Source organism: Collimonas sp. OK607 (genome assembly GCF_900111995.1).
Classification (GTDB): Bacteria; Pseudomonadota; Gammaproteobacteria; order Burkholderiales; family Burkholderiaceae_D; genus Collimonas.
In genome coordinates this window covers 42,632-59,156 of record NZ_FOKF01000008.1, presented here as the reverse complement: position 1 = coordinate 59,156, position 16,525 = coordinate 42,632, and the positions used below count along the sequence as shown (strand labels likewise).

At 56.9% G+C, this 16,525-nt stretch carries 16 protein-coding genes; all 16 read right to left on the bottom strand.

The window, feature by feature from the left end; genetic code table 11:
• The 16 genes from mraY to tyrS all read right to left on the bottom strand — a co-directional run bounded on the left by mraY (position 1) and on the right by tyrS (position 16,482).
• Entirely contained in the window at positions 1–1,170 is a 1,170-nt protein-coding gene (mraY, locus tag BM029_RS07845; RefSeq protein WP_092434416.1) for a phospho-N-acetylmuramoyl-pentapeptide-transferase, read from the bottom strand.
• 1 nt (position 1,171) lies between these two features.
• Positions 1,172–2,575, bottom strand: a complete 1,404-nt coding sequence (gene murF, locus BM029_RS07840) for a UDP-N-acetylmuramoyl-tripeptide--D-alanyl-D-alanine ligase (RefSeq protein ID WP_092434414.1) — start codon at positions 2,573–2,575, stop codon at positions 1,172–1,174.
• Positions 2,572–4,110, bottom strand: coding sequence for a UDP-N-acetylmuramoyl-L-alanyl-D-glutamate--2,6-diaminopimelate ligase (locus BM029_RS07835; RefSeq protein WP_092434411.1), 1,539 nt, complete (start codon positions 4,108–4,110; stop codon positions 2,572–2,574). The genes murF and BM029_RS07835 overlap by 4 nt, the downstream gene beginning before the upstream one ends.
• Positions 4,110–5,891 (bottom strand): peptidoglycan D,D-transpeptidase FtsI family protein, encoded by a 1,782-nt coding sequence (locus tag BM029_RS07830; RefSeq protein ID WP_092434408.1) that lies wholly within the window; start codon positions 5,889–5,891, stop codon positions 4,110–4,112. Before BM029_RS07830 ends, BM029_RS07835 begins: the two co-directional genes overlap by 1 nt.
• Positions 5,888–6,160: a cell division protein FtsL gene (gene ftsL, locus BM029_RS07825; RefSeq protein WP_092434405.1), complete on the bottom strand. Its 273-nt coding sequence runs from the start codon at positions 6,158–6,160 to the stop codon at positions 5,888–5,890. The genes BM029_RS07830 and ftsL overlap by 4 nt, the downstream gene beginning before the upstream one ends.
• Entirely contained in the window at positions 6,157–7,140 is a 984-nt protein-coding gene (rsmH, locus tag BM029_RS07820) for a 16S rRNA (cytosine(1402)-N(4))-methyltransferase RsmH (protein ID WP_092434402.1), read from the bottom strand. The genes ftsL and rsmH overlap by 4 nt, the downstream gene beginning before the upstream one ends.
• Before the next feature lie 10 nt (positions 7,141–7,150).
• Positions 7,151–7,579 (bottom strand): division/cell wall cluster transcriptional repressor MraZ, encoded by a 429-nt coding sequence (gene mraZ, locus BM029_RS07815; RefSeq protein WP_061534628.1) that lies wholly within the window; start codon positions 7,577–7,579, stop codon positions 7,151–7,153.
• A 503-nt stretch (positions 7,580–8,082) separates the two neighbouring features.
• Positions 8,083–8,625 (bottom strand): crossover junction endodeoxyribonuclease RuvC, encoded by a 543-nt coding sequence (ruvC, locus tag BM029_RS07810; RefSeq protein ID WP_092434399.1) that lies wholly within the window; start codon positions 8,623–8,625, stop codon positions 8,083–8,085.
• 150 nt (positions 8,626–8,775) lie between these two features.
• Complete coding sequence (gene purH, locus BM029_RS07805; RefSeq protein ID WP_092434620.1) at positions 8,776–10,341, bottom strand: bifunctional phosphoribosylaminoimidazolecarboxamide formyltransferase/IMP cyclohydrolase; 1,566 nt, start codon at positions 10,339–10,341, stop codon at positions 8,776–8,778.
• Positions 10,342–10,562: 221 nt separating this feature from the next.
• Positions 10,563–10,796 carry a Fis family transcriptional regulator gene (locus tag BM029_RS07800; RefSeq protein WP_092434396.1) on the bottom strand — a complete coding sequence of 78 codons (234 nt, stop codon included), beginning with the start codon at positions 10,794–10,796 and terminating at the stop codon, positions 10,563–10,565.
• Positions 10,797–10,889: 93 nt separating this feature from the next.
• Positions 10,890–11,915, bottom strand: a complete 1,026-nt coding sequence (dusB, locus tag BM029_RS07795; protein WP_092434392.1) for a tRNA dihydrouridine synthase DusB — start codon at positions 11,913–11,915, stop codon at positions 10,890–10,892.
• 86 nt (positions 11,916–12,001) lie between these two features.
• Positions 12,002–13,138 carry a GGDEF domain-containing protein gene (locus tag BM029_RS07790; RefSeq protein WP_092434389.1) on the bottom strand — a complete coding sequence of 379 codons (1,137 nt, stop codon included), beginning with the start codon at positions 13,136–13,138 and terminating at the stop codon, positions 12,002–12,004.
• 232 nt (positions 13,139–13,370) lie between these two features.
• Entirely contained in the window at positions 13,371–14,048 is a 678-nt protein-coding gene (locus tag BM029_RS07785; RefSeq protein ID WP_092434384.1) for a histidine phosphatase family protein, read from the bottom strand.
• A gap of 26 nt (positions 14,049–14,074) precedes the next feature.
• Positions 14,075–14,710, bottom strand: a complete 636-nt coding sequence (locus tag BM029_RS07780; protein ID WP_092434381.1) for a YbhB/YbcL family Raf kinase inhibitor-like protein — start codon at positions 14,708–14,710, stop codon at positions 14,075–14,077.
• A gap of 45 nt (positions 14,711–14,755) precedes the next feature.
• The gene (gene dtd / locus BM029_RS07775; protein WP_092434378.1) at positions 14,756–15,214 is read right to left on the bottom strand and encodes a D-aminoacyl-tRNA deacylase; all 459 of its coding nucleotides are present in this window, start codon (positions 15,212–15,214) and stop codon (positions 14,756–14,758) included.
• A complete protein-coding gene (gene tyrS / locus BM029_RS07770; RefSeq protein ID WP_092434375.1) occupies positions 15,211–16,482 on the bottom strand; it encodes a tyrosine--tRNA ligase in 1,272 nt (423 codons plus the stop codon). The genes dtd and tyrS overlap by 4 nt, the downstream gene beginning before the upstream one ends.
• Between the last annotated feature and the right edge of the window lie 43 nt (positions 16,483–16,525).

Genomic DNA, 16,525 nt, shown 5'->3' with positions numbered 1-16,525 from the left:
CTACCTAAGCTTCAGAGTTGAAAGCCCAAACAACACCAGCATCATCGAGATGATCCAGAAACGCACCACGACCTGGGTTTCTTTCCAGCCTTTTTGTTCATAGTGATGGTGCAAAGGCGCCATCAGCAAGACGCGGCGGCCAACGCCGAAACGCTTCTTCGTGTACTTGAAGTAGATTACCTGCAACATGACCGATAAAGTTTCGACCACGAAAATACCACCCATAATGAACAGCACGATTTCCTGGCGCACGATCACCGCCACGGTGCCCAGGGCACCGCCCAAAGCCAGCGCGCCAACGTCGCCCATGAATACCTGAGCCGGGTAAGCGTTGTACCAAAGGAAGGCGAGTCCGGCGCCAGCCATCGCGCCGCAGAAAATCAACAGTTCGCCGGCCCCGGGAATATGCGGTATCAGCAAGTACCTGGCGAAAGTCACGTTACCGGTCAAATAAGCGAATAGTCCGAGCGCAGCACCTACCATCACGGTAGGCATGATCGCCAAGCCATCCAGGCCATCGGTCAGGTTGACGGCGTTGCTGGTGCCAACGATGACGAAATAGGTCAACGCCATGAACCCCCAGACGCCCAGCGGATAACTGACGGTCTTGAAAAACGGTACGATCAGGTCGGCTTTCGGCGGCAGATCCAGGCTGAAACCGGATTCGACCCAGGCCACGAACAAGTCCCAAACCTGGGTATTGTTCGGCGCCGATACCGAGAACGCCAGGTAAATCGCCGCCACCACGCCAATCACGGATTGCCAGAAATACTTCTCGCGCGAACGCATGCCGTTCGGATCCTTGTAGACCACCTTGCGGTAATCGTCGACCCAGCCGATGGTGCCGAAACCCAGCGTGACCACCAGTACGATCCAGACGAAACGGTTACTCAGGTCGCTCCACAGCAAAGTCGAAATACCGATTGCAATCAGGATCAGCACGCCACCCATGGTCGGCGTGCCGGATTTAATCAAGTGCGTTTGCGGGCCGTCGGTACGCACCGCTTGCCCAACTTTCAGGCGCGCCAGCATGCGGATCACGCCAGGCCCCGCGATCAAGCCGATCATCAACGCCGTCAACGTCGCGAACACCGCGCGGAAGGTGATGAAGTTGAAGACGCGCAGGAAACTGAAATCCTGCTGAAAATTTTGTGCCAGCCATAGCAGCATGTTAGTGAACCCCTTCAGAACTTGTACCGACCAGATGCTGAACCGCGCGTTCCATTTTCATGAAACGCGACCCTTTGATCAGCACCGTGGTGTCCGGTGTCATGGTGGCATCGAGCGCGGCTAGCAACGCTGCGATGTCGTTGAAATGTTGTGCTTGCGGACCGAAGGCGGCGCTGGCATCGGCCGCCATCTCACCCAGCGTGAATAAGCGGGTGATGCCGCATTGCTTGGCGTAGGCGCCGATCTCCTGATGGAATTCGCGACCTTCGTTGCCGACTTCGCCCATATCGCCCAGCACCAGCAAGCGCGGCTCGGCGGTTTGCGCCAGCACATCGATTGCGGCCCGCATCGAATCCGGATTGGCGTTGTAGGTATCGTCGATCACCAGTGCGCCGACGCAACCGGCAGCTTGCGCCAATTTGCGCTGCAGACGGCCGCTGACCGGTGCGAACGATTCCAGGCCGCGCTTGATCGCGGCGATGTCGACACCGATCGCCAGGGCGCAAGCGATGGCCGCGAGCGCGTTGCGCACGTTGTGTTCGCCGGCGGCGGACAGTTGCACTGCAAATTTTTGCGGGCTCCCTGCGGTCTTGGCGGACACCGTCAAATCGCTGCCGAAACCATTCGCCGCCTTGGTGTAACTGGCGCTGACATCAGCATCAGCCGTGAGGCCGAAGCTGATGCTGCCAGCCTTGTCGGCGGCATAACCACGCCATAACTCTGTATACGGATCATCGGCCGGGAACACGGCAATTCCGTTGGCCGGCAAGCCGCGGATCACACTGCCGTTTTCTTCGGCAACCGCCGCTACGCTCGCCATGAATTCCTGATGCTCGCGCTGCGCATTGTTAACCAGCGCCACGGTCGGTTCGGCAAGCGCCGTCAGCAACGCAATTTCACCGGGATGGTTCATGCCCAGCTCAATTACGGCGGCCTGATGGCTAGCCTCAAGCCGCAACAATGTCAGTGGAACGCCAATCTCGTTATTGAAATTGCCGCGCGTCGCCAGCGATTTATCAATACCAAAAGCCGCGACCAGGATCGCGGCAATCATTTCTTTTACTGTGGTCTTGCCATTGCTGCCGGTGACGGCAATCAACGGCAGCGTAAATTGCTGCCGCCAGCGTTGCCCTATCGTGCCAAGTGCAATCCGGGTGTCGTCCACCAGCAATGCCGGTACAGTCAGCGTCGCTGGTGCGCGTTCCACCACCACTGCCGCCGCGCCTTGGGCAACTACCTGATCGAGGAAATCGTGAGCGTCGAAACGCTCGCCACGCAATGCGACAAACAACGAACCTGGCGTCACCGCACGGCTATCCGTGGACAAGCCATTCACCACGACCGGGCCGCCGCCGGTCACAGGCAATCCCAGCCATGATTGCAATTGCTGCAATGAGGTGTTCATGCGTGACCGCCTTTCATCGTGGCCCGTGCTGCGAGCGCCAGCGCGGTATGGTCGGCATCTAAAAACGGCAATTTCTTTCCCTTTATTTCTTGATATGTTTCATGGCCTTTACCTGCCAGCAAGACCACATCGGCCTTGCCCGCATGCCGCACGGCCCACAAAATGGCGGCTGCGCGATCTTCCAGCGCCTGCGCCGACTGCGGTGCTTTCATCCCGGCCAGGATCTGGCTGATGATGACGCCCGGTTCCTCGTTGCGGGGATTGTCGCTGGTAACGATGACGTGGTCTGCAAGTTCTGCAATGGCGCCCATCTGCGGCCGCTTGCCAGGATCGCGATCGCCGCCGCAACCGAATACGCACCACAATTCGCCGTTGCGTTGCTGCGTAACTTGCCGCAGGGTATTCAAGGTTTTTTCCAGCGCATCAGGGGTGTGTGCATAATCGATAACTATCAGCGGCGCATCATGGCCGCCGAACTGCTGCATTCGACCCGGCACGGCAACCAACAGTTCAATCGCATGCAACGCGGCATCCCAGACAATACCTTTCGCCAGCAACACACCCAGAATGCCTAGCGCATTGCTGACATTGAATTGCCCGACCAGTTGCGTCTTGACGTGCGCCGAGCCGAACGGTGAATCTAGGTGGAATGCGGTGCCATTGGCGTTGGTGCGAATCGCCGAGGCGCGCAGCACCGCAACACCGGCCGGAGCTTCCAGCGTGTCGCAGGTATAGCCAATCACCGGAACGGCTGGTTGTTTTTGCGCCAAATGACTCACCAGACGCAAGCCCATCGCATCGTCGAGATTGATCACGGCTTGCTGCAATCCCGGCCAATCAAACAATATGCGTTTTGCTGCTTCGTAATGCTGTTCGTCACCGTGGTAATCCAGATGATCGCGGGTGAAATTGGTGAACAGGGCGATGTCGACATGCATGCCGCTCATGCGCCCTTGTTCCAGTCCGATCGAAGATGCTTCAATCGCCAGTGCTGCTACGCCTTGTTGGCGCATCTCGCTCAGCGCATGCTGTAACAACAGTGCATCTGGCGTGGTATTGCCGGTTTCTTCGAACTCACCGCGCTGGCCGTGGTTATATATTCCTGTGCCCAAGGTCCCGATAACACCGGTAGTCTGGCCCAGGTGCGACAGCGCATGACCAAGCCATTGGGTGCACGATGTCTTGCCATTGGTGCCGGTGACGGCAACAACCAGCATGTCCTTGTCGGCTTGCCCGTAATAATTACGGGCGATCTGGCCGCTCAGCTGCTTGAGGCCGCTCACCGCGCGATGGGCGATACTCCCGTCCCATGCGGCATTCCAGGTATATTTTTCACTCTCGTACAACACAGCGGATGCACCGTTTTTCAGTGCCTGTGCAATGTAGGCGCGGCCGTCCGCAGCATCGCCGGGATAGGCAAAAAATACGTCGCCCGACTTTACCTTGCGCGAGTCCGACACCAGTTCAGCGCCAGCCGGGGCAGCGCCGCTCAGCCAATGCTGGATGTCTTGCAATTGCTTTGCCGTGGATTTCATCACAAACCCTCCTGCGGACCGTCGGTCGGGATGATGATGTCGGTGACGCTGGAATCCGGCGGCACGTTCAGGGCCCGCAAGGCGTTCGCTGCAACTGTCGCAAATACCGGTGCGGCGACGTCGCCGCCGTAGTGCGAACCGACAGATGGTTCGTCAACCATGACTGCGATAATCAGGCGCGGATCGGAAGCCGGTGCGAAGCCGACGAAATCGGCAATGTATTTTTTAACATACTTACCGCCTTCAATCTTATAGGCGGTACCGGTTTTTCCGCCCACCCGATAGCCAGGGACTTGAGCTTTCGGCGCCGTGCCGCCGGGCGCAGTGACGCGCTCCAGCATGGCGCGCATGGTCAGCGCTGTCTTTTCCGAAACCACGCGCTGGCCGACCGGTGGTTCGGTGACCTTCTGGAACGACAGCGGGATCAGGTCGCCGTTGCGCGCAAAAATTGTGTAGGCATGCGCCATCTGGATCAGAGATACCGAGATACCATGGCCGTAGCTCATGGTCGCCTGCTCGATCGGCCGCCATGACTTGAAAGGACGCACGCGACCGGCAACCGCGCCAGGGAAGCCGAATTTCGGCTGTTGCCCAAGGCCGACAGTAGTAAACATCTCCCACATTTCTTCAGCCGGCATCTGCAACGCTATCTTGGCGGTGCCGATATTCGACGATTTCTGGATAATCTGAGCGACACTCATGGTCCACACCGGATGCGGATGGGAATCGCCCACCGTCGCAGTGCCGATGGTCATCTTGTCCGGCACCTGGAAAGTCGTAGTCGCCTGGACCCGATTAGTGTCGAGCGCGAGCGCAACGGTGAACGGTTTCAAGGTCGAGCCAGGCTCGAAGGTATCGGTCATCACCCGATTACGCAGCTGGGCGCCGGTCAGCACCGAGCGGTCGTTCGGGTTATAGCTGGGCAGATTTGCCAAAGCCAGTACTTCACCGGTCCGCGCATCAACCACGACAATACCGCCGGCCTTGGCCTTGGTCCGTTCCACCGCTTCCTTCAACTGGGTGAAAGCGATGTACTGGATCTTGCTGTCGATCGACAACACCAGATCCTTGCCGTCATGCGGCTCCTTGACCGCCTCGATATCCTCGACAATGCGCCCGAGCCGATCCTTGATTACGCGGCGGCTGCCAGTGGTACCTGCCAGGGTTTTCTGCTGCGACAGTTCCATGCCGTCCTGGCCGGCATCTTCCACATTGGTGAACCCGACCACGTGTGCCGCCACCTCGCCTTCCGGGTAGAAACGCTTGTACTCCTTGCGAGTTTGGATACCGTCGATGTCGAGCTTGAGGATCTTGTCGGAAATGTCTTGTTCGACCTGGCGCTTGAGATAGACGAAATTGCGGTCGGAGTCGAGCTTCTTGCTCAATTCGGCGTAGCTCATGTCGAGCAGTTTTGCCAAGGCTTGCAGCTTCTCTGGCGGCGCAGCCTGCACGTCGTCAGGAATCGCCCAGATTGCCTTGACCGGCACCGACGACGCTAGCACCTGGCCGTTGCGATCGGTAATCTTGCCGCGTGTGGCCGGCAACTCCAGGGTACGCGCATAGCGCGAAGCGCCCTGTTTTTGCAGAAAATCGGTGGAAATCCCTTGCAGCCACAGCGCCCGCACGATCAGCGCCAGGAAGGCCGCGAACATGGCGAACAGCACCACCCGCGAGCGCCATACCGGCAGCTTGACTTTCAGCATCGGACTGGCGGAAAACGGCACTCCTTTGCCGGCGGCAATCCGTCCTGTGTGTGAGCTGCGCGGGGGATTACGCGTCATTTTTCCCCCACCGTCAGATATTGGGTGCGGGCGGCGGTCAGCGGCACCATGTTCAAGTCACGCGTAGCGCTGGCTTCAATCCGGGCGTTTTTGCCCAGGGTCGATTGATCGAGCTGTAATTGCGCCCATTCGATATCCAGCTGGCGTGACTGGCTGGCGGTCCGTTCCAGTTCGATGAATAACTGACGCGCCTGATATTGTGAATTGACCAGCGCCAGTGCGCATAGCACCAAGGCCACAGCCAGGACGAAATTGAGGCGCCCGCTCATGCCTGGCCTCCGGCGGTAGCAGAGGTTCCGGCAGCGGCCAGACGCTCGCCGACCCGCATGATGGCAGAACGTGCGCGTGGATTTTCAGCGACTTCAGCGTCCGATGGCTTGACCCGCGCCACCAGTTTCAATTCCGGTTGCGGCAGATCGACGGCACGGATCGGCAGGCGACGGTCGGGCTGCGGCAGCCTGGCTTTGGAAGCCATGAACTGCTTGACGATTCGGTCTTCCAGCGAATGAAAGCTGATCACGACTAATCTCCCTTGCTGGGCCATCTGCCGAAATGCCTGATCCAGTACTATCTCGAGTTCTTCAAGCTCTTGATTGATGAAAATCCGAATAGCCTGAAAGGTACGGGTGGCCGGGTCTTTACCTTTCTCACGGGTCTTGACGGCGTTTGCCACGATCTTGGCAAGCTGTCGTGTGCCAGTGATGGGCTCGATTGTCCGGCTAGCAACAATCGCCTTTGCAATCTGAACAGCAAACCGTTCTTCCCCATAATCACGTACCACCTTTCCGATTGTTTGTTCATCTGCTATTGCCAACCATGCTGCTGCCGACATACCACGCGTCGTGTCCATGCGCATGTCGAGCGGGCCGTCAGCACGAAAACTGAAACCCCGGCTGGCATCATCCACCTGCGGTGACGAAATGCCCAGATCGAGCAGCACGCCGTCAACTTGTTGAATTCCTCTTTCCTGCAACGCCTGCGCCATCGTCGCGAAGCTGTCGTGCACAATCTCGAAACGCGGATCGGCGATCGTGCTTGCGGTAGCGATGGCTTGCGGATCCTTGTCGAAGGCGATCAAGCGACCGCGCGGGCCAAGACTCTGCAAAATCTTGCGGCTATGGCCGCCACGACCGAAAGTACCGTCGACGTAAATCCCGTCCGCGCGCGTACCGAGAATCGCCAACGCATCGACCGCCTCATCCAATAACACGGTGCGGTGCTGGAACTCGGGCACCACTGGTTCACTCATGGCCGGCCCGTCAGAACGAAAAATTACTTAACACTTCGGGCATGCCAGCCGCAACTGCTTGCGACTCGCTCTCAGCCAGCTTGGCTGCATCCCAAATCTCGAAATGGCTTCCCATGCCCAGCAACATGACCTCGCGCGTCAAGCCGACCGCCGAGCGCAGCTCCGGCGCTACCAGGATCCGGCCAGCGGAATCGAGTTCGACATCGGAGGCGTTGCCAAGGAAAATGCGCTGCCAGGCGCGCGCCGACATCGGCCATGCCGCGATTTGTTCGCGATGGCTCTCCCAGGTCGGACGTGGAAATAACAGCAGGCAGCCATGCGGGTGCTTGGTGAGCGTCAACCGCCCCTCGCACTGAACGGTAAGCGCGTCACGATGCTTGGACGGCACTGCCATCCGTCCTTTTGCATCGAGATTTAATGCTGACGCACCTTGAAACACCGCACACGCTCCTTAATTTGACCTTGGAAAATTGTCTTTGCAAGCCATCAAAATGCCCCACAAAAAAACACTTTTCCACACTTCCACCCACTTTAGAGGATGCACTATTCTAGGTCAAGCCATTTAGCAACAGGCAATTGCAAAATATCCGAGTAAAGTCAATGACTTAGCGCCGGTATCTAAAGATGTGCGGAGAATGTTCTTACATTGAATTACTAAATAAATGAAGGACTTAGCAGCAGTTGTAAATGTCAGCTCTTAGATATACACATGTGTTTGTCACGACTTTATTGAAACAAAGATTCACAATTGGAAAAGTCTTCGGATCGACAAAATGAGACAAATCACAGATAAAGCAGGGAGTAGGCGGCTTGATAGTGAGGAATAACCTGCTGCAGATGACTAAATAATATTAATTCTTACTGTAACAATAGAACACCATCCTGAATAATGCACCGAAATCGGGAGCAGTAGTGGCATCGAATCAGCCTGTACGTCAATATCTATCCTATCAGCCGGCCGCCACGTACCCGCAAACCCTTCTTGGCCAAATCCGGCGCCAGCGCACTCAGATGTGCCAGCGTGTCGCCGCTGTGCGCATGGCAAATCGCTACCGCCAACGCATCGGCCGCGTCGGTGCCCGGCAGCCCGGGTAACTGCAGCAACCGCTGCACCATATCCTGCACCTGCTGCTTTTGCGCCTTGCCATGGCCGGCGACCGCTTGCTTGATCTGCAAAGCGGTATATTCGGCGACTGGCAAATCCGCGCTCACTAACGCACAAATCGCCGCGCCACGGGCTTGCCCGAGCAACAGCGTCGATTGCGGATTAACGTTGACGAAGACTTTTTCGATCGCCGAGCAATCTGGCGTATAAGTGCGGATGACTTCGGAGACGCTGGCCAGAATCACCTTCAGGCGTTGCGGCAAATCCGCGTCCGGCGTCTTGATGGTGCCCGAGGCGACATAGCTGAGCTTGTTGCCCTGCTTGTCGATGATGCCAAAACCGGTGGTCCGCAGACCGGGGTCGATACCGAGGATTTTCATATAAAACTACGCAAGACCCCGTAGGGTGGGCACGCCTTTGTGCCCACGCGTTAATGTGATGAACGGAGTATATGCCTCCCCCGGTCGCGCCAACACGGCATGCAAATGAAGTGAGGTCACGCGTGGGCACAAAGGCGTGCCCACCCTACATTAATGACGGAAGTGACGAGTACCGGTCAGCAGCATGACTACGCCATGCTCATCGGCTGCATCGATTACTTCCTGGTCGCGCATCGAGCCGCCCGGTTGCACAACGCAAGTAGCGCCGGCATTGACCACCACATCCAGACCGTCGCGGAACGGGAAAAATGCATCCGAAGCGACTGCAGAACCGACCAGCGACAAACCGGCGTTTTGCGCCTTGATCGAGGCGATGCGGGCAGAATCCACCCGGCTCATCTGGCCGGCGCCAACACCCAGCGTCATGCCATTGCCGCAAAACACGATAGCGTTCGACTTGACGAACTTGGCGACGCGCCAGGCAAACATCAGATCCTGCAATTGCTGTTGGGTCGGCTGCTTCTTGCTGACCACTTTCAGCTCGCTCAGGGCGACATTGCGCGCATCCGGCGATTGCACCAGCAAACCACCGCCGACACGCTTGAAATCATACAGATTGATCGCATGGGCTAACGGGATTTCCAGCAAGCGCACATTCTGCTTGGCGGCAAAAACCTGCTTGGCTTGTTCAGTGAAAGATGGCGCAATGATCACTTCGACGAATTGCTTGGCAACCGCTTCGGCGGCGTTGCCGTCGAGCTCCTGGTTGAAGGCGATGATGCCGCCAAAAGCCGAGGTCGGATCGGTTTGCAAGGCTTTGCTATACGCTTCCAGCGGATTGTTGCCGATGGCGACGCCGCAAGGATTGGCGTGCTTGATGATGACACAAGCGGTTTCGTTGAAAGTCTTGACGCATTCCCACGCTGCATCAGCATCGGCAATATTGTTGTACGACAGTTCCTTACCTTGCAACTGCTTGTAATTGGCCAGCGAGCCTTCGACATGCCGGGTATCGCGGTAAAACGCGGCCGACTGGTGCGGATTCTCACCGTAACGCATTTCCTGCACTTTTTCGAAATGCAGGTTCAATGTCGCCGGATAGGCGCTGCGGGTTTCGTGTTGCTTGTCTTCACCCAGCGAAGTGAAGTAATTGGTAATCGCGCCATCATATTGGGCGGTATGCGCAAACACCTTCTTGGCCAGCGCAAATTTGGCGCCGTAACCGACTTCACCCTGATTCGCCTTCAGTTCAGCCAGCACACCGGCGTAATCGCTAGGATCGCACAGCACGATTACATCTTTATGATTCTTGGCTGACGAGCGCAGCATGGCCGGACCGCCGATATCGATATTCTCGATCGCGTCCTCCAGCGAGCACTTCTCCTTGGCGATGGTTTGCTGGAACGGGTAAAGATTGACGACCACCATGTCGATCATAGGGATCTGATGTTGCTCCAACGCCGCCATATGCTCGGGGAAGTCACGGCGCGCCAGGATGCCGCCATGTACTTTCGGATGCAAGGTCTTGACACGGCCGTCGAGCATTTCCGGGAAACCGGTGTAATCCGCCACTTCGGTCACCTTGATGCCGTTGTCAGCCAGCAGTTTGGCGGTGCCGCCCGTCGATAGGATATTCACGCCCAGCGCCGACAATTCTTTTGCGAAATCAAGTATCCCGGTTTTATCGGATACGGAAATGAGGGCTTGTTTAATCATGATGAAAACTCTGGAAGTGAATGACGGGAAGGGAAACGGATAAAGGAAAACGCATAAATACAGCACGGTGAGGAAAGTGCTGCATCCCTGGATGGGAACTGCAGCCTGCCGCCAGCTGGTTGACTCTGCTGCCTGCTGACGCGGCATCGCTCGGGATAATCGTTGTAGCTTGTCTTTGGCTGCCTTTGGCGTTCCTGCTGTTGTACTCTATATTGCAAATTTTACAAAAGACCATGCTGCTGCAATTTCTTGCGCAGGGTATTGCGATTGATGCCCAACATTTCAGCCGCATGCGACTGATTGCCATCGGCGCGCGCGATCACAGCTTCCAAAACCGGTTTTTCAACCGTGGAAATCACCATGTCGTAGACGTTCGACGGCGGTTGTTCGCCAAGATCCTTGAAATATTTTTCCAGGCTTTGCTTGACGACGTCTTGGATACTTTCTTTGCTCATTCGTTTTACTGTTCTTTTTTTTAGGACCTGCGTAATTCCGTCAGCGGCATTTCACCAGCTAGCTGAAGCAATCGTGGCAAGCCCTGTTTCTTGTTAATCTGATTCAGGCCGCCAGCATCTGCTCGGCCACCCGTATTGTAACCGCTCCCCAAACGCAAACTGCGATTCGAAGAAGCTATTTACTGCGGCCAGTTGCTGGCCGCAATCTTCCAGCAGGTTCATGCGTTGCCGAAATGCCTCTCCACCAGGCAAATCGCGCACATACCAGCCGATATGCTTGCGGGCGGTACGCACCCCCAAGTAATCCCCATAAAAACCATAGTGCGCACGCAGATGCTCATCCATCAGGTGTTGCACTTCCGTCACCAGCGGTGCCGGCAAATATTCGCCGGTCCGCAAATAATGCTCGATCTCGCGGAAAATCCATGGCCGGCCTTGCGCTGCCCGGCCCACCATGATGGCGTCGGCTTTGGTAAACGCCAGTACTTGCCGCGCTTTTTCCGGCGTCGCGATATCGCCGTTGGCGACCACCGGGATCGACACCGCGGCCTTGACTGCGGCAATGGTCTGATATTCAGCATCGCCGCTATAACCGTCGGCGCGGGTACGTCCATGCAGAGTCAGCATGGCAATGCCGCTGGCTTCTGCCAACCGTGCGATATTCAAAGCGTTTTTATTCAGGCGATCCCAACCGGTGCGAAATTTCAGCGTGACCGGTACATCGACAGCGCTAACCACCGTTTCCAGAATTTTTGCCACCAGTTGCTCATCCTGCAACAAAGCAGAGCCACACCAGCTGTTGCAGACTTTCTTGACCGGACACCCCATGTTGATATCGATGATTTGGGCACCGTGATCGACATTGTATTTTGCACATTCAGCCAGCATCTGCGGATCGGCGCCGGCGATCTGCACCGCGCGCGGCTCCATCTCGCCATCGTGATTGATGCGGCGTGATGTTTTCTCGGTCTGCCACAGACGTGGATTGGAGGCAGCCATTTCCGACACCGCATAGCCGGCGCCCAGCTCTTTGCAAAGCTGCCGGAACGGTCTGTCCGTGACGCCTGCCATAGGTGCCACAAAGACATTGTTACGAAGGAAATAAGGGCCAATATTCACGGCGTCGTCGCTAACTCAGGATGAAATCACAAGGGGAAAGGCGTCATTTTATCCCGATTGCCACCACACGCGGGTTTTTGCACATATCAAAGCTCGTCTTCGGACAAGGTATTGGAGCTGCGCAGATGCTGGGTGGCGTAATGAATCAACTCGTCCAGTCCGCGGCCGTCAGCGCCATAAGTAGCAACCCCTATCGATAAAGCGAGCCGGATCGACCAGTTCTCAATATTCACCGGATGATTCTTGAAATGGGCGAGAAACGTCTCCGCCAGATTGTCGGCATCTACCGTATCGGTGGCCGGCAACACGTACAGGAATTCGGTGGCGTTCCAGCGCCCGCCGCTATCCGACTTGCGTAGCTGTGCGCCGGTATCCTTGGCAAACGCCGCCAGGATATTGTCGGCTACCGCCCAGCCATACAGATCGTTGATCTTGTGAAAATCGTCCAGTTGGCAATACAGGATCGACAACGGTGAAGCCTCGTCGGCGGCGGCCGTGGCGGTAGCGGCTACCGCTTCTTCGTAGACATGCACGATACGGCGCCGTGTCAGCAAGCCGGTCAGCGAATCGAGCTGCGCCTGGCGGGTAAGCAAATGCGACAAATTGGATTGTTTCCAGATCACTTCGCAAACATGGCCAAAAGCCTGAAACGAAGCAAACCCGGTTTCTGAAAAATAATCCTGGCTATCCGCATAAAACACCATCATGCCGTGCATGCGCGCCTTTTCCGAGCGCAGCGGTATGGCTAGCGCGGCCTTGACAGAACAGCGCTCCGGGTGCGATTGCCATGGTGCAAACAGCGCGTTGAAATCGCTGTCGTGGCCGGCATCCCAATCCGCAACCTGGGTAAACGGCGCCGCGTAATCAAAACAATCCTTAGATAACTGCCATTGGTCAGATTCAGCCAACGCCTTGCCGACAATCGCTGCCGGCCTGATCGTCGCATCCGAGTCGTCCTGGCAAAATCCCACCCATACCAGCCGGATATGCGGGCTGGCAGGCAATATCATTTGGCACAGGCGCTTTACGCTTTCGCGGCCGCTATAGGCTTGAGGCAAGGTTTGCAACAGCTGATGCAACACGCCAACCAGCGCCAGCTGCTCGTCATTCAGTGTCGGGCCAGCCAAGGGCATGGTCGTAGCCGATTTCCCCGTGGTCCCTTCGACCAATGGCTCAGGGTCAGCGGCACGCTGAGCCCAGGAGGGAAAGAGATTGAGTTTCATGCTTGCAGTCCCGCTGTTGTTTTAATTCTTATTAGCAAGATTAGCACACGCACACTGCTTTTATCGCAACAGTTTTTACAGATGCTTAGATAGATTAATAGCGATTATTTGATCTTGCAGTTGAGCATCAACATAAGCATGAGCACAATTATTTCCACTTGGCAACAAACTTTTTGTTGATCGGCTTATTACCCGATTTATTAACCGATTTATTGCTTAGCTTATTGCGCGTTCATTGATCAATTTCATCCAGCGACAAAGTCTCCAGATGCGCCACATCTGCCCACCCATCCACCCGCAGCGGCTGCGGCCACTCAGTGTTCCAGCTCAGGCGATTGATGCTGGCATTGAAAATATCGCAACTGCGCGGCTGGTCCAGCGGCAGTTTGTGTGCAAAACGGTAAATGCAATCGAGTACGCCGCCATGCGTCACTATTGCAATTCGCCGCAGATCGCCAGATGCCGGCGAATCGGACATAGCCGTCAAAGTTGTGAAAGCGGTGATGACGCGCGCGGAGAATTCGCGCATGGTTTCCGCCACATGTTTGCCAGCGGGATAACGTACATCGATATCGCGCCCCATCAACGCCGCGTGGGCTTCAGGGAAACGTTCGGCGGCTTCCGGATAACGCAAACCTTCCAGCGCGCCGTAACAACGTTCGCGTAATCCGGTAGCGAGTTGCAATGGCATACCACGCGCCGCAGCCAATGGCGCGGCGGTTTGCTGCGCGCGCTGCAGGTCGCTACTGAAAATCGCATCCAGCGCGACGCCATCCAGACTGGCAGCGAGTGCCTGCGCTTGGCGCTGGCCAACAGGATTGAGCTGGATGTCCAGATGGCCTTGCAAACGGCGCTCCAGATTCCAGTCGGTTTCGCCGTGGCGTATCAGTAATATTTCAGTAGTCGACATAAGTTTTCTGCGGAGCCCGCCAATACTTACAAAGCGGGATTCAAAGTGTAAATGGTGACGATAGATTCTTCCGCCAGAATGTGGCCGCGCATAGCTGCCAGCACTTGCGGTCCGGTGAATTTGCCATCGACCGGCAAACGCGTAATATCCAATGCGTACAAAGTAAAAATATAACGATGCACAACCTCGTCGTTCCACGGCGGGCAAGGACCGTCATAGCCGAAATAGTCGCCGCTCATCGCTGCATCGCCGGCAAACCAGCCGGTGTAGTCATTCAAGCCATGACGCGCGCCTGCAATCGGGCTGCCATAGATGTCGGAGCCGGGCTTGCCGTGGGAGGTGACGCCGTCGCTGAAACTCCCGGCTTCGATCGAAGCGGCATGCGGTGGCAGGTCGACCAGCACCCAATGAAAGAAATCGACACGCGGCAGGTCGGCCGGCACGGTCTTGCCTTCCTGGTTGACATCGTCGCCGCGCGAGGGCACATCGGGATCGTGGCAAATCAGTACCAGCGATTTTGTGCCGGCCGGCGGTTCGCCCCAGCCCAGATGCGGATTGCGGTTGGCTGACAAGGTGATGCGGGTCTCGGGATGCACCACCGCAAAAGCGAATTCGCCGGGGATATAGGCACCGTCGTTGAAGGAATGGCTCCAGAGTTTCATGCTCAGCTCCCGTCGGTAAAGTTATCAGGCTACAGCAAAACAGACTTATGTTTTAGGCGCCGGCGGTTTCACCTGCAACCAGAAAGTCACCGGACCGTCATTGGTCAGGGACACTTTCATATCGGCGCCAAAGCGGCCGGTAGCCACCTGGGTGTGCCGGCTGGCAGCCTGCCCCGCAAAATAATCGAACAGACGGCGGCCGTCTTCCGGTGTCGCCGCCGGTGTGAACGAGGGGCGCGTGCCTGATTGCGTATCCGCCGCCAGCGTAAATTGCGGCACCAGCAGCAAGCCGCCGCCAATGTCGCTCAGGTTGCGGTTCATCTTGCCGGCGTCGTCGGCAAACACCCGATACGCCAGCAATTTGGTCAGCAGCGCATCCGCTTCTTTTTCGCGGTCTCCGCGTTCAGCGCACAGCAGTACCAGCAAGCCGCCATCGATGGCGCCGACCGTTGCGCCATCCACCACTACTCTGGCATGGCTGACTCGCTGCAACAGCCCGATCATGCGCTCAGGGTGACCCGGGCAAACTTGCGCTTGCCGACTTGTATCACGAAGGTAGCCGCTTCAACTTTCAAGCCTTTGTCGCTGACGACGGCGCCGTCGATCCGCACACCGCCCTGCTCCACCATGCGCAGTGCTTCCGAAGTGGACGGGCACAGGTTGGCTTGCTTCAGCAACTGGCCGATGCCCAGCGGTGCGCCGCTCAGGCTCAATTCCGGAATGTCGTCCGGAATGCCACCCTTGGCGCGATTGTTAAAATCGCTCAAGGCATCTTCCGCCGCTTGCTGGTTGTGGAAGCGCGCCACGATTTCTTGCGCCAGCGCAACCTTGATGTCGCGCGGATTCTGGCCACCTTCGACTTGCGCCTTGTAGCCGGCGATCTGCGCCAGCGACTTGAACGACAACAACTCGTAATAACGCCACATCATGACATCGGAAATGCTCATCACCTTGGCAAACATGGTGTTGGCCGGTTCCGTGATGCCGATGTAGTTGCCCTTGGATTTCGACATCTTCTCGACGCCGTCCAGGCCTTCCAGCAAAGGCATGGTCAGAATACATTGCGGCTCCTGGCCGTAATCCTTCTGCAGCTCGCGGCCGACCAGCAAATTGAATTTCTGATCGGTGCCGCCCAGCTCCAGATCGGATTCCAGCGCCACTGAATCGTAGCCCTGCATCAGCGGATACAACAGTTCGTGCACCGAGATCGGGGTGCCTGCCTTGAAACGCTTGGTGAAATCTTCGCGCTCCAGGATCCGCGCCACCGTATATTTAGCCGACAGCTGAATCATGCCGCGCGCGCCGAGCTTGTCCGACCATTCCGAGTTGTAGCGGATTTCGGTACGGGCCGGATCCAGCACCAGGCTGGCCTGGGCAAAGTAGGTCTTGGCGTTTTCTTCGATCTGTTCGCGGGTCAGCGGCGGCCGCGTCACGTTGCGTCCCGACGGATCGCCGATCATGGAGGTGAAATCGCCGATCAGGAAAATCACGTTGTGTCCCAGATCCTGCAGTTGCCGCATCTTGTTCAGCACCACCGTATGGCCAAGGTGCAAATCCGGTGCGGTCGGGTCCAGGCCCAATTTGATACGCAGCGGCTTGCCACTTTGTTCGGAGCGTTGCAGCTTGCGCGCAAAATCGCTCTCGATCAGCAGTTCGTCGACGCCGCGCTTGGTGATCGCCAGTGCTTCCTGGGTCCGGTCCGACAGAACCAGTGGAGTGTTTTCAACAGCAGCGGCTGCCGTCGGTGACGTGTTTTGAGAATCGTGAGCCATATAGGGAATAAGGGAATAAAAATCCAGCGAAAATGAAATCTAA